At 76.6% G+C, this 19277-nt stretch carries 14 protein-coding genes and 1 riboswitch; of the genes, 5 read left to right on the forward strand and 9 right to left on the reverse strand.

Annotation, left to right across the window (positions count from 1 at the left end):
• Positions 1 to 117: 117 nt before the first annotated feature.
• The 8 genes from AB8M62_RS12365 to malQ form a co-directional block, all read right to left on the reverse strand.
• Positions 118 to 771: a VOC family protein gene (locus tag AB8M62_RS12365; protein ID WP_369069740.1), complete on the reverse strand. Its 654-nt coding sequence runs from the start codon at positions 769 to 771 to the stop codon at positions 118 to 120.
• On the reverse strand, positions 768 to 2168 hold the full coding sequence (locus tag AB8M62_RS12370) for an alkylhydroperoxidase domain protein (RefSeq protein ID WP_369053310.1): 1401 nt from the start codon (positions 2166 to 2168) through the stop codon (positions 768 to 770). Before AB8M62_RS12370 ends, AB8M62_RS12365 begins: the two co-directional genes overlap by 4 nt.
• Complete coding sequence (locus AB8M62_RS12375; protein WP_369053311.1) at positions 2165 to 3298, reverse strand: putative FMN-dependent luciferase-like monooxygenase; 1134 nt, start codon at positions 3296 to 3298, stop codon at positions 2165 to 2167. The genes AB8M62_RS12370 and AB8M62_RS12375 overlap by 4 nt, the downstream gene beginning before the upstream one ends.
• A complete protein-coding gene (locus AB8M62_RS12380) occupies positions 3295 to 5013 on the reverse strand; it encodes a dipeptide ABC transporter ATP-binding protein (protein ID WP_369069741.1) in 1719 nt (572 codons plus the stop codon). The genes AB8M62_RS12375 and AB8M62_RS12380 overlap by 4 nt, the downstream gene beginning before the upstream one ends.
• A complete protein-coding gene (locus tag AB8M62_RS12385; protein ID WP_369053314.1) occupies positions 5010 to 5873 on the reverse strand; it encodes an ABC transporter permease in 864 nt (287 codons plus the stop codon). Before AB8M62_RS12385 ends, AB8M62_RS12380 begins: the two co-directional genes overlap by 4 nt.
• A complete protein-coding gene (locus AB8M62_RS12390) occupies positions 5870 to 6805 on the reverse strand; it encodes an ABC transporter permease (protein WP_369053315.1) in 936 nt (311 codons plus the stop codon). Before AB8M62_RS12390 ends, AB8M62_RS12385 begins: the two co-directional genes overlap by 4 nt.
• Before the next feature lie 46 nt (positions 6806 to 6851).
• Entirely contained in the window at positions 6852 to 8504 is a 1653-nt protein-coding gene (locus AB8M62_RS12395) for a TIGR04028 family ABC transporter substrate-binding protein (protein WP_369053317.1), read from the reverse strand.
• Between the two features lie 245 nt (positions 8505 to 8749).
• Positions 8750 to 8844, reverse strand: a riboswitch (SAM riboswitch).
• Between the two features lie 110 nt (positions 8845 to 8954).
• Positions 8955 to 11165 (reverse strand): 4-alpha-glucanotransferase, encoded by a 2211-nt coding sequence (gene malQ, locus AB8M62_RS12400; protein ID WP_369053319.1) that lies wholly within the window; start codon positions 11163 to 11165, stop codon positions 8955 to 8957.
• A 94-nt stretch (positions 11166 to 11259) separates the two neighbouring features.
• Here malQ and AB8M62_RS12405 point away from each other — a divergent pair, with 94 nt between their 5' ends.
• From AB8M62_RS12405 to AB8M62_RS12425, 5 genes are all read left to right on the forward strand, one after another.
• The gene (locus AB8M62_RS12405; RefSeq protein ID WP_369069742.1) at positions 11260 to 13434 is read left to right on the forward strand and encodes a prolyl oligopeptidase family serine peptidase; all 2175 of its coding nucleotides are present in this window, start codon (positions 11260 to 11262) and stop codon (positions 13432 to 13434) included.
• A 72-nt stretch (positions 13435 to 13506) separates the two neighbouring features.
• Positions 13507 to 14658: a mechanosensitive ion channel family protein gene (locus tag AB8M62_RS12410; RefSeq protein ID WP_369053322.1), complete on the forward strand. Its 1152-nt coding sequence runs from the start codon at positions 13507 to 13509 to the stop codon at positions 14656 to 14658.
• Between the two features lie 65 nt (positions 14659 to 14723).
• Positions 14724 to 16277: an SDR family oxidoreductase gene (locus tag AB8M62_RS12415; RefSeq protein WP_369069743.1), complete on the forward strand. Its 1554-nt coding sequence runs from the start codon at positions 14724 to 14726 to the stop codon at positions 16275 to 16277.
• Positions 16278 to 16374: 97 nt separating this feature from the next.
• Positions 16375 to 16773 carry a globin gene (locus tag AB8M62_RS12420; RefSeq protein ID WP_369053456.1) on the forward strand — a complete coding sequence of 133 codons (399 nt, stop codon included), beginning with the start codon at positions 16375 to 16377 and terminating at the stop codon, positions 16771 to 16773.
• Positions 16774 to 16802: 29 nt separating this feature from the next.
• Complete coding sequence (locus tag AB8M62_RS12425) at positions 16803 to 17759, forward strand: aminoglycoside phosphotransferase family protein (RefSeq protein ID WP_369069744.1); 957 nt, start codon at positions 16803 to 16805, stop codon at positions 17757 to 17759.
• A 2-nt stretch (positions 17760 to 17761) separates the two neighbouring features.
• On the opposite strand, the gene AB8M62_RS12430 is transcribed toward AB8M62_RS12425, so the two are convergent.
• On the reverse strand, positions 17762 to 19210 hold the full coding sequence (locus AB8M62_RS12430) for a dihydrolipoyl dehydrogenase family protein (protein ID WP_369069745.1): 1449 nt from the start codon (positions 19208 to 19210) through the stop codon (positions 17762 to 17764).
• Positions 19211 to 19277 lie beyond the last annotated feature (67 nt).

The following is a 19277-nucleotide window of genomic DNA, read 5'->3' on the forward strand; positions in this document are numbered from 1 at the left end:
TAGGGGTCGCGGGGAGGCTACCCGAGCAGCGGCGCCGGACCCGCTCGCCGGAGACCGCGGGGAACCCCGGCCGCCGTGGCCGCACCGGGGCGGCCGCCGCTCGACGCGGCGAGCGCGTCAGAGCACGACGACGGAACCGTCGGGCCGCCGCACCCGCAGGGTGTGGCCCGGCACGTCGTCGGCGGCGGCGTCCCCGGGCCCGCTCACCGGGCCGGGCAGCAGGCCCAGCGGGGCCAGCGCCGCGACGGTCCGGTCGTCGACGGCCGTGGGCGTGAAGGCGACGACGTCCAGCGCGGGTCCCACCGTGAGCCCCGGGTGCGGCGTCGTCCCCCAGTCGATGAGGAAGGGGACGTCGGGCCGGTCCGCGCGGGCGTGCGTCAGCCGCCACCGCAGCAGCGTGCCGTCCGGGGTCCGGCGCGAGAGGTCCTCGACGGGACCGGGGTCGTAGCCCCGCGCGCGGGAGGCGGCCACGACGGCGTCGAGGTCCGGGGGGTGCACGGCGTAGGTGACCACCCGCGGCGCCGTCAGCCCGGGGATCCCGAACTTCACGGCCTCGACCGTGCCGTCGGGGTCCGGCGCGATGAGCTCGACGTAGTGCGGGCGCCGCTCGCCCTCGACGGTCAGCGCGACCAGGGCGTTGGCGGTGCCGGTGCTGGCGTGCACGCCGCCGGGAGCGGCGGTCACGCCGGTGGCGCCGGCGAACCAGGCGACGAGCTCGTCGAGGTCGGGGCCAGCGATGACGACGTGGTCGAGCAGGGCGGGGACGCTCACGCCCGCTCTCCCCCGCGGTGCGCGGGAACCTCGGGCTCGCCGAGGGAGAGCATCAAGCGGTTCGCCCAGTTGAAGAACGCGGCACCGTTGACGACGTCGACGACCTCGGCGTCGTCCAGGCCGGCCGAGCGCAACCGCTCGACGTCGCCGGCTCCGAAGGCGAGCGGGGTGTCGGCCAGGTGCGCCGACGCGGCCACGACGGCGTTCCACCGCTCGTCGCCCAGGTCGGCGGGGATCCCCTCGTCGAGCAGGCGCTGCACGTCCTCGCTCCGGCCGGACTCGCGGCTGGCGGCCGCGGCGTGCACGTGGGCGCAGAACACGCAGCCGTTGCGCCGCGAGGTGGCGGTCGCGGCGAGTTCCCGCTCGGCGCGCCCGATGCCGCTGGAGGTGTTGAAGAAGATGTCGAGGTCGGTCAGCGTGCGGGCGCGCAGCGCCTCGGGGTCGCGCGCCAGCAGCCGGAAGTACGGCATCTTCGCGCGGACCGGTTCGACCAGGGCCTCGCGCTGGAACTCGGTGAGGTCCTCCTCGGGGACGGGCCGCAGCCAGGGGACCCAGCCCAGGGGCTGCTGGGTGAACCGGTCGGGCCGGTGCAGGTCGGGGTCCTCGACCACCAGGTCGGAGACCCCGGAGACCCCGGAGACCCCGGAGACCCCGGAGACCTGCTCGACCGGCTCGCCCGGTTCCCCCTGCGCCGCCGCGGTCGCCGGGTGCTCCCCGCGGGAGGGGGCGGTGCCGGTGCGCAGCACGGCCAGCCCCCACGCGGTGCGCAGCTGGAAGGTGAGGAAGGCCACGAGCTGGGAGAGGCTGACGACGTGGTCCGCGCTCCACCCGGCGGCGAGCAGCGCACGCAGGGCGGCCGGGCTCGCCTCCCGCGGGCGGACCACCAGGAGGTGGGTGTGGACGAGCGCGGCGCTCAGCCGGGGCCCCAGCTCGCGCGCGAGCGCGGGATCCGGCGTCCACGCCGTGGCGGGCGTGCTCTCCGCGGCCAGCCCGGGTTCCCGGTAGGTGCCGGCGGGGCCGCGCGCGGCGGCCGCCCGCGCCGCGCGCTCGACGGTGTCCACGAGACCGCGCGGGGTGCGCGCGTCCTCGACTCCCGGACCACCGGCGAGGTCGCCGAGCAGGTCGGCGTAGAACGCCGCGGCGTGGTCGAAGCCGTGCAGGCGGGCGGTGAACAGCGCGACGGCGTACCGCTCGGCGTAGCTGAACCGCCCGGGCTCGGCGGGTTCGAGCAGCGCCTCGAAGCTGCGCTGGGCGTTCTCCCGGGCGCCGGGCCGCTGGTCGCGCGTGCGGGACAGGGGGCTGTCGGCGCTGATCCCGGCGAGCAGGTCGACGACGTCGGCACCGTCCCGGGGAGCGGCGCCCCCGGGGGTGGACGTGGTCGCGGCGGTGGTGCTCATGCGCTTCCTCCGGGGACGAGGACGGGGTCGGCGGTGCGCTGCCCGGTGCCGGCCTGGTGGGCCTGGCCGGTCAGGTGGGCCTGGTGCAGGGCGGTGGAGGCGTCCGCGCCGGTGGCGAGGCCCAGCAGCGGGGCGACGCGCGTGGCGAGGAGTTCGATGCTGCGCAGCGTCAGCTCGTGGGTCGCGGCGATCGAGTGCACCTGGAAGGTGACGTCCGTGGCGACGTCCAGGGTCCGGTCGGCGGCCAGGGAGGCGGCGACCTCCTCGACGGTGCCGACGTGCGTGTCGGTGACGGCGACGAGCTCGTCGATGCCGAGGTCGTCGGCGGCGGGGCCGACGCAGGTCCTCGCGAAGCGGCGCAGCCCGTCGCGGGCCAGCTCCAAGGCGCGGGTGCGCTCCTCCTCGTCGACGACCAGGGCGGTGCGCGAGGCCAGGACCCGGTGCGGCGCGGTGGCGGGCAGGGCTGCGCGGTAGGCCTCGACGACGGGCAGCTGCAGGTCGTGCAGGGCCGCGGAGGGGGCCTCGGCGGGCCGCGGCTGCGTGCGGGAGAGCATCAGCCCGTGGCCGCGGGCGCCGGCCCGCGCGCCCCCGGCGACGGAGAAGGTGCCCTGCCACACCCGTGCGGCGAGGGTGCCGGCGGCGGGGTACAGGTGCGCTCCGGTCCCGCGCACGCCCCGGCCGCAGAGGGTGTCGAGGAGGACGTCGAGGTGCTCGCCGAAGAGCTCGCGGCGGCGGTCGACCCGGTGGCCGAAGGGGGCGAAGGAGGTGTCGGTGCCGCCGGAGGCGACGCCGAGCTGCACGCGCCCGCCGCTGAGGGCGTCGAGGACGGCGGCGTCCTCGGCGGCGCGCACGGGGTCCTCCAGCGGCAGGGTGACGACACCGGTGCCCAGGCCGATGCGGCTGGTGCGCTCGGCGGCCGCGGCCAGCAGCACGAACGGGGAGGGCAGACCGCCCTCGTGCTCGCCGAAGTGGTGCTGGGCCACCCACGCCGAGGCGAACCCGGAGCGCTCGGCGTGCTGCACCTGCTCCAGCGCGAAGCGGTACCTGTCGGGGGCGGCGGCGTCCTCCAGCACCCGGGTGAAGAAGCCCAGGCGGGGTCCGGCGCCGGTCGGGGCGGGAGCGGTGGTCACGGTCGTGCCTCCTGGGTGAGGGGCCGGGGGACGGGCGGCGGGGACACGGCCTCCTGCGCGCCGGCCTGCTGCGCGGGGAGCCTCCTGCGGACGGTGCCGGGCCGGGTCGTGCCGGGGACCGCGGCCAGCAGCTCGCGCGTGCAGGCGTGCTGCGGGTCGCCGAAGACGTCCTGCACGCGGCCGGACTCGACCTGGCGGCCGCGCTGCAGCACCGAGACGGTGTCGGCGACCTGCCGGACGACGGCGAGGTCGTGGGTGATGAACACGTAGGTCAGGCCGAGGTCGGCCTGCAGCCGGGACAGCAGGCGCAGCACCTGCGCCTGCACGCTGACGTCCAGGGCGGACACGGCCTCGTCGAGGACGACGAGCTCGGGTTCCAGGACGAGGGCGCGGGCGATGGCCACGCGCTGGCGCTGCCCCCCGGACAGCTCGCGCGGGCGGCGGGTGACCACGTCGGCGGGCAGGCCGACCACCTCGAGCTGGTGGGCGACGCGGTCCCGGCGCTCGGCGGCGTCCCCGATCCGGAAGTTGCGCAGCGGCTCCGCGACGATCGCCCCCACGCTGGAGCGCGGGTCCAGGGAGGCGTAGGGGTTCTGGTGCACGAGCTGGGTCGTGCGGCGGAAGGCGCGCGCGGCGCGGGAGGTCGGGCGGGAGCCGAGGGCGGTGACGTCGACGTCGCCGACCCGCACGCTGCCGGCGGTCGGCTGCCCGAAGCCCGCCAGCACGCGCCCGGTGGTCGTCTTGCCCGAACCGGACTCCCCCACGATCGCGTGCGTGGTGCCGCGCGCGACGCTGAAGGACACGTCGTCCACGGCCACGAACGGCTGCGCGCGGCGCCGGCGGAACTCCCGGCGCAGCCCGTCGACCTGCACCAGCGGCCGCGCGGCGGGCCCCTCGGCGGTCGGCGCGGGGACGCGCTCGACGACCCGGGTGAGCGAGGGCGCGTCGGCGAGCAGCGCCCGCGTGTACTCCGCCCGGGGCCGGGTCAGGACCTCCTCGGTGGGGCCGGCCTCCTGGACCGTGCCGCGGCGCATGACGACGACGGCGTCGGCGCGTTCGGCGGCGACGGCGAGGTCGTGGGTGATGAGCAGCATCCCGCTGCCGGTGTCAGCGCGCAGGTCGTCGAGCAGGTCCAGGACGCGGGCCTGGACGGTCACGTCGAGCGCGCTGGTCGGCTCGTCGGCGATGATCAGCTCGGGTTCCAGGGCGATGGCGGCGGCGATGAGGACGCGCTGGCGCATGCCGCCGGACAGCTCGTGGGGGTACTGCCCCGCGCGCCGGGCCGGGTCGTCGATGCCGACCCGCTCCAGCAGGTCCAGGACGCGGGCGCGCTCGGCGCGCCGGTCGCGCGAGCCGTGGATGCGCAGGCCCTCGGCGACGCTGGCGCCGACGGTCGCCACCGGGTTCAGGGAGTTGCCCGGGTCCTGCGGGACGAGGCCGATCCGTCGCCCGCGCACGGCGCGCAGCTCGCGCTGGGACAGCTCCAGCAGGTCCCGGCCGCGCAGCTCGACGCGCCCGCCGGTGACCGCCCCGTTGCCGGCGAGCAAGCCGATGACGGCCTGGGCGACGCTGGACTTGCCCGAGCCGGACTCCCCGACCAGGGCGGTGACCTGACCGGGGTGCACCTCCAGGGACACCCCGTCGACGGCGCGGACCGTGCCGCCGGAGGCGGTGTAGTCCACGCGCAGGTCCTGCACGCTCAACAGGGTGCTCACGAGGGCACGCTCCCGCGGATCGACTGGCTGAGGCGGTTGGCGGCCAGCACGACGGCGACCACGACGACGCCGGGCAGGACGGTCAGCCACCAGGCGGTGGCCACGTAGTCGCGCCCCTCGGCGATGAGCAGGCCCCACTCGGGGGTCGGTGGCGGGGCGCCGTAGCCGAGGAAGCCCAGCGTGGAGATCTGCAGGACGGCCGAGCCGAACTGCAGCGCCGCCAGCGCCACGACGGGCGTCAGGGAGTTCGGCAGCACGTGGCGGCGCAGGACGGCGGCGAAGGTGCCGCCGGAGCCGTAGGCCGCCTCGACGTACTCGCTGACGCGCACCCGCACGACCTCGGCGCGCGCGAGCCGGGCGAACACCGCGATGGAGGTGACACCGACGGCGATGGCGGCGTTGGTGGTGCCGAAGCCGAGCAGGATGATGACGCTCAGGGACAGCAGCAGACCGGGGATCGCCAGCAGCACGTCGACCAGCCGCATGAGGACGTCGTCGACCGGGCCGCCCAGCGCACCGGCGAGGACGCCGAGCAGCGTGCCGGCGACGAAGCCGACGAGCACGGCCACGGCGGCGCCGAGGATCGAGTGCCGGGCGCCGTGCACGACGCGCGTCCACACGTCGCGCCCCGTCGCGTCGGTGCCGAACCAGTGCTCGCCGCTGGGGGCCTGCAGCGACGGGGCGACCGAGGCGGTGGGGCTGCCGGAGGCGAAGGGTTCCGGCAGCAGCGCCCACAGCAGCGCCAGGAGCAGGACGGCCGCGGCGAGCAGGGCGCCCGCCCCCGGCCGGGGCGCGCCGGTCCGGCGGCGGGGGACGTCGCGGTCCGGGTCGGTGGCGGGCACCCCGGTCCAGGCGCTCACCGCAGCGCTCCGCGGCGCAGGCGCGCGTCGAGCACGGGGTACAGCAGGTCGACGACCAGGTTGACGAGCACGTACGCCACCGTCGAGAGGACCACGACGGCCAGCAGCACGGGGGTGTCGCGGTTGGCGACCGCCTGGGCGGTCAGCTGCCCGATCCCGGCGCGCCCGAAGACGGCCTCGGTGACCACCGCGCCACCGACGAGCTCGCCGAACAGGAGACCGGCCATCGTCAGGGTCGGCAGGACGGCGTTGCGGCTGACGTCGTGCCACAGCAACCACGGGGTGCTGGCGCCCCGGGCGCGCACGACGGCGATGAACGGCATCTGCCCCACGTCGTCGATGCTGCGCATGAGCACCTGCGCCAGCGGCGCGGCGATGGGCACCGCGATCGTCAGCACGGGCAGGACGAGCGACTCGACCGGCCCGGCGCCGATGACGGGGATCCAGCCCAGGCGGAAGGAGAACACCTGGATGAGCAGGATCCCGATCCAGAAGACCGGCAGTGACACGAACAGCGGGGGCAGGTCGCGGAACAGCCGGCGCAGCCACCGGCCCCTGCCGTGGGTCGCGGTGAAGGCGATCGCGACCGCGAGCAGCACCGCCACGAGGAGGCCGAGCGCGGCCAGCACGAGCGTGGAGGGCAGCGCGCTGGCGATGAGGGTCGAGACCGCGGCCCCGCTCTGCACCGAGTAGCCGAGGTCGCCGCCCAGGAAGGCCCGCGCGGACTCCGCGAAGCGCACGAGCAGCGGGCGGTCGGCCCCGTAGGCGGCGCGGATGTCGGCCAGCTGCTCGGGCGTCAGGCCCAGCTCGGGACTGCCGAAGCGGGCCAGGACGGCGTCGCCGGGCAGCGCGGCCAGCAGCGCGTAGGACAGCGCGTAGGCCAGCACCAGGACGACGGCGGCCTGCGCGACGCGCTGCAGGACGTAGCTCACGCCGGCCCCGTCACCGCGGGCGCGCCGCCCGGGCGCCCACCGGCGCTCAGCGGTCCAGCCACGTCGCGTAGAAGGAGGGCCGGCCCACCGACTCGGTGGTGAAGCCCTGCACGTCGGAGCGGAAGCCGAAGACCTGCGGCTCCTCGAAGAAGGGCACGACGTAGGCCTGCTCGGCCAGCCGGCGCTGCGCTGCCTCGGACGCGGCCTGCCGCTCCTCGGTGGTCGGCCGGGAGGCGATGTCGTTGAGCAGCGCGTCCAGCTCGGGGTCGCCGAGGGACTCGTCGTCGGTGTCGAGGTTGAGCAGCGTGTTGCGGTTCCTGGAGAAGTACTGCGACTTCAGGACGTCGAAGTCGGCCCGGCCGACCATCGAGTGGTACACCTGCACGGTCTCCGGGTCGAGCGAGGCGGCGGTCTGCGCGGCCTGGTCGCCGGGGAACAGCTCGACCTGGACCCCCAGTCCGGACAGCTGCTCCTGGACGAGGGTGACGACCTCCCGGGAGCGGGGCTGGGGCAGCGCCTCGTTGACGGTGAGGGCCAGCCGCACGCCGCCCTTCTCCCGCACGCCGTCGGCGCCGGTGAGCCAGCCCGCCTCGTCGAGCAGCTGGGCCGCGCGGTCCGGGTCGTACCGGTACTGCTCGGAGGTGTCGACGTAGCCCAGCGCCGACCTCGCGAGGGCCCCGGTGGCCAGCACGTAGCTGTCGCTGAACAGGGTGTCGATGATGGCCTGCCGGTCGATGGCGGCCACGAGGGCCTGGCGGACGGGCAGTTCCTGCAGCTGCGGGGTGCGGAAGCGGAAGCTGAACCCGTTGTTGACGCCGTTGGTGGCCGCGGCCAGCAGGGCCAGCCCGTCGGCCTGGAACTGCTGCTCGTCGGGGGCCTCGATCTGGCGGGCGACGTCGGCCTGCCCCGCCACCACGGTGCCGACGCGGACGCTGTCCTCGCCCGCGACCACGAAGCGGATGCCGTCGAGGTAGGGACGGCCCTGCCGGGCCAGCGACGGCGGGGCCCAGTCGTAGTCCTCGCGCGCCACGAGCGAGATCTGCGTGCCGACCTCCTCGTCGTCGACGACGAACGGGCCGCAACCGACGACGCCGACCGCCTGGCCGGGCCCGAAGCCCTCGCTGTCCCGCTCGAGGGTGGAGGTGGCGAGCAGACCGGAGTTGATGGTCGAGACGGCCTGCGCGAAACCGGGCGCGGGGGCCGAGAAGGAGAACCTCACGGTGAGGTCGTCGACGACCTCACCGCGCTCGTAGTTGTTGATGGCCTCGGAGACCGTGAGCGCCCGGTCCGGGTCGCCGCTGCCGAAGAGGTCGATGTTGGCGAGCACGTTGGCCGCGTCGACGGGTGATCCGTCGGAGTGGGTGACCCCCTCGCGCAGGGTGAACGTGTACTCGGTGGCGTCGGCGTTGACCTCGGGCAGTTCCGCGGCGATCCACGGCTGCAGCTCGAGGGTCTCCGGGTCCTGCCACAGCAGCCGGGCGGTGATGTTGTTGACGATGCCGCCGTTGGGGTAGAAACCCGCGGCCGGCGGGTAGAGCGTCGTCCACGTCTGCGGTTCGAGGTAGGTGAGGGTTCCGCCGGTGCGGGGTTCCCCCGACGGCGTTCCCTCGTCGCTCGTCGCGCGGGAGCAGCCGGTCACCAGGCCGGCGAGGGCGGTGGCCGCTGCGGCGGCGAGCGTGGTGCGGCGACGGACGAGCATGGGTGGGCTCCGGCTGTTCGTGGCGCGGTGTGGCGCGAGCTGTTGCGGGGGAAGGGGTCGGGAGGGCGCGGCGCGGCCGCGGGGTGGTCCCGGGCGGTGGCGTCGTCGTCGTGACCGGTCTCCGCGGTGGCGGGGACCGGGTACCGCGCAGCTGCTAGCGACAGCCCGTGGCCCCTCGGCGGCAGTGGTCGATGTGACGACGCCGCGAGGCGTGGAAGGCGTGACCGCGGATCCTGAGCACCGTTCCTCCATCGGTTCTGGCGGAAGCACCCGAACCCGCTCTCGCGGAGGGTTGCTGCGGCGTCACGGAGCCAGATCTCTCAGCCGCTCTCGATGGTGAGCGGGAGCCACGGTGCCCGAGCGGGCCCGCGCGTGTCAAGGTGCGGCGCAGCGGGACGGCCGCCCCACCGCGGTGGAGGAGTTCCCCCGCCTCCGGCCGCCCCTCCCCGCTCAGCGCTCCGCGCCGCCCGCGCGCTCGTCCCCGCCCGCGGCGAGCGCCTCGCGCACCGCCCGGGCCAGTGACAGCGCCCGGGTGTGGGTGGGCAGGTCGTCGAGCAGGACGACCTCCCCGTCCGGGCCGGTGAGGGGCATCCGCCAGTTCGGGTACTCGTTCGCGGTGCCCGGCTGGTTCTGGGTGCGGCGGTCGCCGACGGCGTCGACGAGGGACACGCCCAGCATCAGCGACGGCGCCAGCGCCAGGTAGCGGTGCAGCGCCTCGACGGTCTCCTGCTCCCCCGCGCCCTCGCGCAGCAGCCCGCGCCCGCGCACGAGGCCCAGGACGCGGTCCTGCTCGGCGCGGTCGGCGGCGCGCTCCTCCTCCACGTCGCGGGTGAGCAGGCCGAGGCGGTCGCGCAGCGCGACGTGCTCCTGGGCCAGGTAGCCGGCCGTGGGGGGCAGGTCGTGGACGGTGACGCTGGCCAGGGCCAGCTCGCGGTAGTCCTCCGGCGCCTTCGGGCGGTCGCCGTCGTACTCGAACCAGAGGACGGCGCTGCCGAGGATCCCGCGCTCGGCCAGGTAGCTGCGCACCCAGGGCTCGACGGTGCCGAGGTCCTCGCCCACGAGCACGGCCCCGGCCCGCTGGGCCTCCAGGGCCAGGACGCCCAGCAGCGCCTCGTGGTCGTAGCGCACGTACGTGCCGCGGTCGGCGGTGGCCCCCTGCGGGATCCACCACAGCCGGAACAGGCCGATGACGTGGTCGACGCGCAGGCCGCCGGCGTGCCGCAGGATCGTGCGGACCATGTCCCGGAAGGGCACGTAGGCCAGCTCGGCGAGGCGGTCGGGCCGCCACGGCGGCTGGCTCCAGTCCTGCCCCTGCTGGTTGAAGGCGTCCGGCGGGGCGCCCACGGTGACGCCGCGGGCGAGGGTGTCGCCCAGGCTCCACACGTCCGCGCCCTCGGGGTGCACGCCGACGGCGAGGTCGTGGACGATGCCGGGCCCGGTGCCGGGCGCGGTGGCCGCGTCCTGGGCGCTGCGCAGCTGCTCGTCGCACTGCCACTGCAGCCAGCGGTGGAAGTCGACCCGGTCGGCGAGGCGCTCCAGGGCCCCGGAGGCGCGGGCCGCGGCGGGGTCGCGGTCCTGCGCGGGCCAGCCGGAGGCGGGCAGGCCGTGCTCCTCGGCCAGCGCGCACCACAGCGCGAAGTCGGTCAGCCCGGGGTCCTCGTCGGCGACGTAGCGGCGGAAGGCGGCCTGGCGGGCCTGGGTGCGCGGGTGGGCGTGCAGCACCTCCAGCGCCTCGCGCTTGAGCGCCCACAGGGCGTCGCGGTCGATCTCGCCGGGGTCCGTGTTGGCGGCGCGGCAGCGCGCGGCCAGCTCCTCCACCCGGGCCCGCTGCTGCGGTGCGAGGTAGGCGGTCTCCCGCACGTCCTCCGGGCGCAGGTACAGCGGGTTGACGAAGCGCCGGGTGGTCGGCAGGTACGGGGAGGCCTCCATCGGCGGCACCGGGGAGGCGGCCGCCAGCGGGTTCACGAGCAGCCAGCCGGCGCCCTGGGCGGCGGTGGTGGCGGCCAGGTCGGCCAGGTCGGCCAGGTCGCCGGCGCCCCAGGAGCGGCGCGAGCGCACCGAGTACAGCTGCGCCTGGTAGCCGACGGAGCGCCCGCGCTGCAGCGCCTCGGGCAGCTCCAGGACGTCGGGGGTGACGACCAGCGGGCACTCGGCGTCGCCGGAGGGGGTGCGCACCCGCAGCAGGTGCCAGCCCAGCGGCAGGTCGTCGGGGACCTCGAAGGTGGCGCGGCCGGTGAGGCGGCCGTCGACGTGCTTGGGGTCCACCCAGCGGTCGACCTGGCGCAGCGGCGCCCACCCGCCGTCGTCCTCCAGCTCGACGACGACGTCGACGGGGTCGCCGTGCGGGACGTGGACGGGCACCTGGGCGCTGCTGCCCTCGCGGGTGACGACCACGGGCGGCAGGCGGCGGCGCCAGGGCCGCAGCCGCACCTCCGCCAGCGACGCGGCGACCGCGGCGGGCCCGGACACGTCGTGGCCGAGGGCGGTCAGCACGGCCTCGACGGTGGCGCGCGGCACGTCGGCGGTGCGGCCGCGCCAGTCGGTGAAGGAGGTGGAGACGCCCTCGGCGGCGGCCAGCTCGGCCAGCTGCGGCGGGGTCCGGTCGTCGGTCCGGTCGTCGGCGCGGTCGTCGGCGCGGGCGTCGGCGGGCTCGGGTGGCACGCGCCGACTCTGCCAGAGCGCCCCCGTCCCGGCGCGGCGGCGGCGGGCCTCCACGGGCCTCCACGGGCCGCCGGAGCTGCCTAGGGTGGCGCTCGTGCACCCCGCGACCGGCGCCGTCCGCCCGCCCGCCGACCTGGCCCCGCGCCTCGACCTCGTCGAGGAGCTGCACGGGACCCCGGTGCCCGACCCGTACCGCTGGCTGGAGGACGCCGACGACCCGCGCACGCGGGAGTGGTCGCGCTGGCAGGCGGCCGCGTGGGAGGACTGGGCGGGCCGGGCGCCGGGGCGCGAGCGCCTGCGCGAGCGGGTGGGGCAGCTGATGGCGACGGGGTCGGTGGGCGCGCCCGTGCACCGCGGCGCCCGGGTGTTCCGCACGCGCCGGGCGGTGGACGGGGAGCTGGGGGTGCTGACGGTCACCGACGGCGCCGGCACCCGGACGCTGGTGGACCCGCTGGCGCTGGACCCCTCGGGCACGACGACGCTGGACGCGTGGCGGCCCAGCCCGGAGGGCGACCTGCTGGCCTACCAGCTGTCCGAGGGCGGCACCGAGGAGAGCGTCCTGCGGGTGCTGGACGTCGCCACGGGCGAGGTGGTCGACGGCCCGCTGGACCGGGCCCGCTACTCGCCGGTGGCGTGGCTGCCGGACGCCGGGGACGGCGAGCGCCGGTTCTACTACGTGCGCCGGCTGCCGCCGGAGCAGCTGCCGGAGGGCGAGCGGCAGTACCACCGCCGGGTGTGGCTGCACCGGGTGGGCGCGGACCCGGCCACCGACGTGGAGGTCTTCGGCGGTCCCGTGCCGGGCGACCCGGAGGGCGCGCCGCCGCTGCCGCTGACGACGTACTACGGGGTGTGGACGTCGCGGGACGGGCGCTGGCTGGTCGTCAGCGCCGCCGACGGCACCGCCCCCCGCAACGACGTGTGGCTGGCGGACCTGCGCGGCGCGGACCCGGCGCGCCCGCCGTTCCGCGAGGTGGTGCGCGGCCTGGACGCGAGCACCGGGGTGTGGGTGGGCCGCGACGGGCGGCTGTACGCCTTCACCGACCTGGACGCCCCGCGGGGGCGGCTGGCGGTGGCCGACCCGGCGACCCCGGGCCCGGAGCACTGGCGCGACCTGCTGCCGCAGGCGCGGGACGCGCTGCTGGAGGACGTGGCCGTCCTGGACGGCGAGGAGCTGGACCGGCCGCTGCTGGTGGCGGGCTGGACGCGGCACGCGCTGTCGTCGCTGAGCGTGCACGAGCTGGGAAGCGGTCAGCGGCTGCCGGGGGGCGCGGGCGCCCTGGAGCTGCCGGGGTCGGGGTCGGTCGGCGGCCTCGTCACGCGCGGCGAGCCCGGTCACGACCTGTGGTTCTCCTTCACGGCCACGACCGTCCCGTCGGAGGTGTGGCACTGGGACGCGCGCACGGGCGGCCTGGAGCTGGAGTCGCGCCCGCCGGGCGCGGTGGAGGTGCCGGCGGTGACCAGTCGCCTGCTGGAGTGCGCCAGCGCCGACGGCACGACGGTGCGGCTGCTGCTGACGGCGCGCGCCGACGCGGTGGACGGCGCCGGGCGCCCGCTGCGCCCGGCCCCGGCGGTCCTGTACGGCTACGGCGGGTTCGGGATCAGCATGTCCCCGCACTACTCCCCCGACGCGCTGGCGTGGGTGGAGGCCGGCGGCGTGCACGTGGTGGCGCAGCTGCGCGGCGGCGGCGAGGAGGGCGAGGACTGGCACCGCGCGGGGACGCGCGGGTCCAAGCAGAACGTGTTCGACGACTTCCTGGCCGCGGCCCGGCACCTGGTGACCGAGGGCTGGACGACGCCGGGGCAGCTGGTCGCGGAGGGCGGCTCGAACGGCGGCCTGCTCGTGGGCGCGGCGCTGACGCAGGCCCCGGAGGCGTTCGCGGGGATCGTCTGCTCGGCGCCGCTGCTGGACATGGTCCGCTACGAGCGGCACGGGCTGGGCGCCACGTGGAGCGAGGAGTACGGCAGCGCGGCGGTCGAGGAGGAGTTCCGCTGGCTGCTGGCGTACTCCCCCTACCACCGGGTGGTGGAGGGCACGGAGTACCCGGCGGTGCTGTTCACGGTCTTCGACGGCGACTCGCGGGTGGACCCGCTGCACGCGCGCAAGCTGTGCGCGGCGCTGCAGCGCGCGACCGCCTCGCAGCGGCCGGTGCTGCTGCGCGCGGAGGGCGACGTCGGGCACGGCGCGCGCTCGGTCTCGCGCAGCGCGGCGCTGGCCGCGGACCGGCTGGCGTTCGCGGCGGCCGCCACCGGCCTCGACGTCGCGCGCTGACCCGCCCCCGACCCCGCCCCCGACCCCGCCCCCGACCCCGCTCCCGACCGACCCCGCAGGAGGACCCCCACCGTGCTCGTCGCCGCGACGACCCCCGCCCCGACCCCCAGCCCCGAGTCGACGAGCGCCGGGGAGGTCCTGCGGGACGTCGGGGAGCTGACGGGCTCGTACTGCGTGTCGGGCTCGCCGGGGGTGTGCGGGACGGTCTACGACCTGACCGGCTCGCGCCTGGCGGGGCGGATCGCGGACGTGCTGCTGGGCTGGCCGCTGCGGATCGTGCTGATCCTGCTGGTCTGCTTCGTGGCGCGGTACCTGCTGATGAAGGTCATCGACCGGACGGTGGCGGGGGTGGCGGCCGGGCGGCGCGAGGCGCGGCGCGGCGGGCTGCTGGAGTCCAGCCCGCTGCTGTCCGAGCGCCGCCAGCAGCGCGCGCAGACGCTGGGCTCGGTCCTCAAGAGCACGACGACGCTGGTGATCGGCGTCGTGGCGGTGCTGGGCGTGCTGGGGCAGCTGAACATCAACATCGCCCCCTTCATCGCTTCCGCGGGCATCGTCGGCGTGGCGCTGGGCTTCGGCGCGCAGTCGCTGGTGCGCGACTTCCTGTCCGGGGTGTTCATGCTCGCCGAGGACCAGTACGGCGTCGGCGACGTCGTGGACCTGGGCGACGCCTCGGGCACGGTGGAGGCCGTGGGGCTGCGGGTGACGCGGCTGCGGGACGTCAGCGGGACCGTCTGGTACGTGCGCAACGGCGAGATCCTGCGGGTCGGCAACCAGAGCCAGGGCTGGGCGCGCGCGGTGCTGGACGTGTCGGTGGCCTACGGCGCGGACATCGCGCACGTGCAGGAGGTGCTGCAGCGCATCGGGGACCGGCTGGCCGCCGAGGAGGCGTGGAAGCCGCTGGTGCTGGCCCGCCCGGAGGTGTGGGGCGTGGAGCAGATGGCCGCCGACGGGGTGGTGCTGCGCATGGTGGTCAAGACGGCGCCGCTGCAGCAGTGGGCCGTGCAGCGCGAGCTGCGCCGGCGCATCAAGGCGGCGTTCGACGCCGAGGGCATCGAGTTCCCCTTCCCGCAGCGCACGGTGTGGCTGCGCCAGGACGAGGCGCCGGCCACGCCGCCGCCGGCGCGGCACGGCGACCCGGCCGCGGCGGGCGGCTCGCAGCCGCCGCGGCGCAGCGAGGCGGACGTGGTGGCCGACGACACCGGGGAGATCCCCCGCATCCGCTGACGCGCCGGGCGGGACGTGGCCGGCGAGGGGGTGCGCGCGCGACGTCCGCGGCCGACACTGTCGCCATGACCCAGCGCCTCGCCCTCGTCACCGGCGTCAGCGGCTACATCGGCGGCCGGCTCGTGCCGGAACTGCTGCAGGCCGGTTTCCGCGTGCGCGCGATGGCGCGGCGGCCGGAGGCGCTGCGCGACCGCCCGTGGATCGACGACGTGGAGGTCGTGCAGGCCGACGCCGCCGACGCGGAGCAGGTGCGCGCCGCCCTGGCGGGCGTGGACGTGGCCTACTACCTCATCCACGCGATGAGCAGCGGCTCGCAGTTCTCCTCCAAGGACCGCCGCACGGCGCGCACGTTCGCGCGCGCCTCCAAGGCGCAGGGCGTGGGCCGCCTGGTGTACCTGGGCGGGCTGTACCCGGAGGGCGAGGAGCTGTCCACGCACCTGGAGTCGCGCCGGGAGGTCGGGGAGATCCTGCTGGACTCCGGCGTGCCCACGACGGTGCTGCGCGCGGCGGTGATCCTCGGTTCGGGGTCTGCCAGCTTCGAGATGGTCCGCCACCTGACCGAGCGGCTGCCGGCGATGGTGTGCCCGAAGTGGGTGAGCAACCGCATCCAGCCCATCGCGATCCGCGACGTGCTGCGCTACCTGGTGGGGGTGGCGGACCTGCCGCCGGAGGTCAGCCGCGTCTTCGACATCGGCGGCCCGGACGTCCTGACGTACCTGGACATGATGCGCGTGTACGCGGAGGTGGCCGGGCTGCCCAAGCGGCACGTGCTGCCGGTGGGCGTGATGTCGCCGCGGCTGTCGAGCCACTGGGTGGGCACGGTCACCCCGGTGCCCAAGCGGATCGCCCAGCCGCTGGTGGAGAGCCTCGTGCACGAGGTGGTCTGCCAGGAGCACGACATCGCGCAGTGGGTGCCGGACCCGGAGGAGGGCCTGATCGGCTACCGGGAGGCGGTGGCGCTGGCGCTGCAGCGCATCCAGGAGGCGAACGTGGCGACCCGCTGGTCGTCGGCGTCGCTGCCGGGCGCGCCCAGCGACCCGCTGCCCAGCGACCCGGGCTGGTCGGGCGGCAACCTGTACGTGGACGACCGCACGACGGTGGTCGAGGCGCCCCGCGAGGTGCTGTGGGAGGTGCTGGAGGGCATCGGCGGCGAGCGCGGCTGGTACTCGTGGCCGACGGCGTGGGCGGTGCGCGGGGTGCTGGACCGCTTCTCGGGCGGGCCGGGGCTGCGGCGCGGGCGGCGCGACCCGCGCTCGCTGATGATCGGCGACGCGGTCGACTGGTGGCGGGTGGAGGAGCGCCTGCCCGGGGAGCTGCTGCGGCTGCGCGCGGAGATGCGCCTGCCGGGCCTGGCGTGGCTGGACCTGCGGATCGAGAGCGACCCGGTGGGCCGCACGCTGTTCCGGCAGCGGGCGCTGTTCCACCCCAAGGGCCTGGCGGGGCAGGCGTACTGGGCGGCGATCAGCCCGTTCCACGACGTGGTGTTCGGCGGGATGCAGCGCAACGTGGCCCGGGCCGCGGAGGCGCTGGTGCGCGAGCGCCGCACCGGCGCCCCGCGGGGGCCGGTGGACAGCGCCCGCCGGGCGGGCGAGGCGCGCGAGGGGGCGCACGCGGCCTGACGCGCGGCCGGGGCGGGGGCGGGCCCGTGCGATCCTCGGAGTCGTGAGCACGACCCCGCCCTCCCCCCTCGGCCCGCCCACCGGCGGGCGCAGCAGCCTGACCCGCACGACGCCCGCGGGGCGCACGTTCTACGACGAGGTGGGCGGCGCCGCGACGTTCACCCGGCTGGTCGACGCCTTCTACGACGGGGTCGCCGCCGACGAGGTGCTGCGGCCGATGTACCCGGAGGCGGACCTGGGCCCGGCGAAGGAGCGGCTGCGGCTGTTCCTGGAGCAGTACTGGGGCGGGCCGACGACGTACTCCGAGCAGCGCGGGCACCCGCGCCTGCGGATGCGGCACGCCCCGTTCAAGGTGAACCCGGACGCGCGCGACCGCTGGCTGACGCACATGCGCGCCGCGGTGGACTCGCTGGGCCTGCCGGCCGCCCAGGAGGGCGTGCTGTGGGACTACCTGGAGCGCGCCGCCCACAGCATGCTCAACACGTTCGAGGAGTAGGTCGTCCGGCGGGTCGCAGCAGCACGACGGTGTCGCGGTCGACGGACGGGGGCGGGCAGCGGGTGGTCGTCGTCCCGGAGGTCATGCGGAACCACGCGCTCGCCGTGGGCGCCGGAGACTGGCTCGACGACCTGCCCGGACTCCTGGCCCACCTCGAAGGCAGGTGGGACGTCGCCGTCGGTCGCCCGTTCACCGGAGCCACCGAGGCCTACGTCGCGGAGGCGACCACGACGTCGGGTCGACCGGTCGTGGTCAAGGTCCTCGTCCCCCGCTCGGGCGACGGCGCGCGCCACGAGGTCACCGCCCTGCGCCTGGCGGACGGGCGGGGGACCGCGGCTCTGCTGCGCGACGATCCCGACGTGGGCGCGCTGCTGCTGGAACGGCTGGGCCCTCCGCTGTCCGCGCTGGGCCTGCCCACCGCGACCCGCCACGACATCCTGTGCGACACCGCGGCGCGGGTGTGGCGCCCGGCCGCGGGGTCCGGCCTCCCGACCGGTGCCGACCGCGCCCGGCAGCTCGTGTCGTCGATCACCGCGTCGTGGGAAGACCTCGGCCGCCCGTGCTCGGAGCGGGCCGTCGACCACGCCCTGCGCTGCGCGCGTCGGCGCGGGGCGGCCCACGACGACGAGCGTGCCGTGCTGGTCCACGGTGACGTGCACCAGCTCAACGCGCTCCGGGCGGGCGCGGGGTTCAAGCTGGTCGATCCCGACGGTCTGCTGGCCGAGCCCGAGTGCGACCTGGGCACGGTGCTGCGGGGCGACCCCGTCGACCTGCTCCGCGGTGACCCGCACGAGCGGGCCCGGCGACTGGCGGCGCGCACCGGCACGGACCCCGCGGCCGTGTGGGAGTGGGGGGTCGTCGAGCGGGTGGCGAGCGGGTTGCACTGCACCCGGATCGGCGTGCAGCCGCTGGGACGCGAGACGTTGACCGCTGCCGACGCCGTCGCCGTCCTCGACGCGACGACCGGTGGCCCGGGACCGCCCTGACGTCAGGCGACGGCCGTGCGCATCAGCCGGCGGGCGGCCTCGCCGATGACGGCGCTGTAGGTGGGGTAGGCGAACTCGACGCGCGCCAGGGTCGCGACGTCGACGCCCGCGGCCATCGCCGTCGTCACGGCCTGGACGATCTCGACGGCCTCCTCCCCCACGGCGTGCGCGCCGAGCAGGACGTCGCGGCGCCGGTCGGCGATGAGCTTGAGGAAACCCCGCGTGCGGTCGTCGATGACGGCGCGCTCCATCGCGGCGAACGGCACGGTCACCACGAGGCACTGCGGGTCCCGCGCCCGCGCCTCGTCCTCGGTGAGCCCCACCCCCGCGTAGTCGGGGTCGGTGAAACCCCCCGACGGCAGCAGCGGGTGCGGGGTGCGGCGGGTCGCGCCGAGGACGGCGTTGGTGGCGGCGGCCTCCGCCTCGGCGTGGGCGGCCTGCACCAGCATCGCGCGGCCGTTGGCGTCGCCGGCGGCGAACACGTGGGGCGCGGTGGTGCGCAGGTGCTCGTCGACCGCGATCGCCGAGCGGTGGACCTGGATCCCGGCGGCCTCCAGCCCCAGCCCGTCCAGCGACGCGGGCCAGCCGACGCTCATCACGACGGCGTCGAACGCCTCCTCGCGGTGCTCGCCGTCCTGCGACCAGGCCAGGTCGATGGCCCCGTCGGCGCGCCGGGTCAGCGAGCGCACCGCGTCGATCCCCGTCGCGACCCGCACGCCCTGCTCCTCGAACGCCTGCTGCACGGCGCGCGAGACGTCGGCGTCGGCCGTCGGCAGGACCCGCCGGGCCAGGTCCAGGAGCTGCACCTCGCTGCCCAGGGCGCGGAAGACGGTGACGAGCTGCGCGCCGGTGTTGCCCGCGCCCACGACGGCCAGGCGCCGGGGCAGGGAGGGCAGGTCCAGCACGGTCTCGGGATAGGTGGCGAGTTCCGCACCGGGCAGCGGCAGCCGCCGCGAGCGCCCGCCGACGCACAGCACGACGCTCTCGCCGCGCACCCGCCGCCCGGTCGCGGCGAGCTCCAGCACGTGCGGGTCGACGAAGCGCGCGCGGCCCTCCAGCACGAGGTCGACACCGGCGTCGGCCAGCCGCTGCGGGTCCGCCTTCGCGGCCTGCACGCGCTCGACGGTGGCGCGCACGCGGGCGACCGTCGCGGGCCAGTCCACGCGCTCCTGCGGGACGGCGATGCCGTACTCGGCGGCCGTGCGCACCTCGCGCACGAGCCGGGCCGTCTTGGCCAGCACCCGCGTGGGGACGCAGCCGGTGTTCACGCACGTGCCGCCGGTGCGCGAACCCTCCAGCAGGGCCGTGCGGGCGCCGAGCTCGGCGGCGCGCAGGGCGGCCGAGACGCCGGCCGGGCCACCGCCGACGACGACCACGTCGTAGGCGTCGACGGCGTCGCCGGGCGAGGGCGAGGAGGAGGTGCGGGCGTCGGGGAGCGTGGAGGAGCTCACCCGTCCACGGTCACCCGGCCCCCGCGGACCCGCCACCGGACCGCCTGTGAGAGTGGACACCCCGTCG

The organism is Kineococcus terrestris (assembly GCF_041020755.1).
In the GTDB taxonomy this organism is placed as follows: Bacteria; Actinomycetota; Actinomycetes; order Actinomycetales; family Kineococcaceae; genus Kineococcus; species Kineococcus terrestris.

Coding starts and splice junctions, on each gene's coding strand:
- AB8M62_RS12395 (WP_369053317.1), bottom strand. CDS start 8,504: ATGCTCGTCCGTCGCCGCACCACGCTCGCCGCCGCAGCGGCCACCGCC.
- AB8M62_RS12415 (WP_369069743.1), top strand. CDS start 14,724: ATGACCCAGCGCCTCGCCCTCGTCACCGGCGTCAGCGGCTACATCGGC.
- AB8M62_RS12370 (WP_369053310.1), bottom strand. CDS start 2,168: ATGAGCACCACCGCCGCGACCACGTCCACCCCCGGGGGCGCCGCTCCC.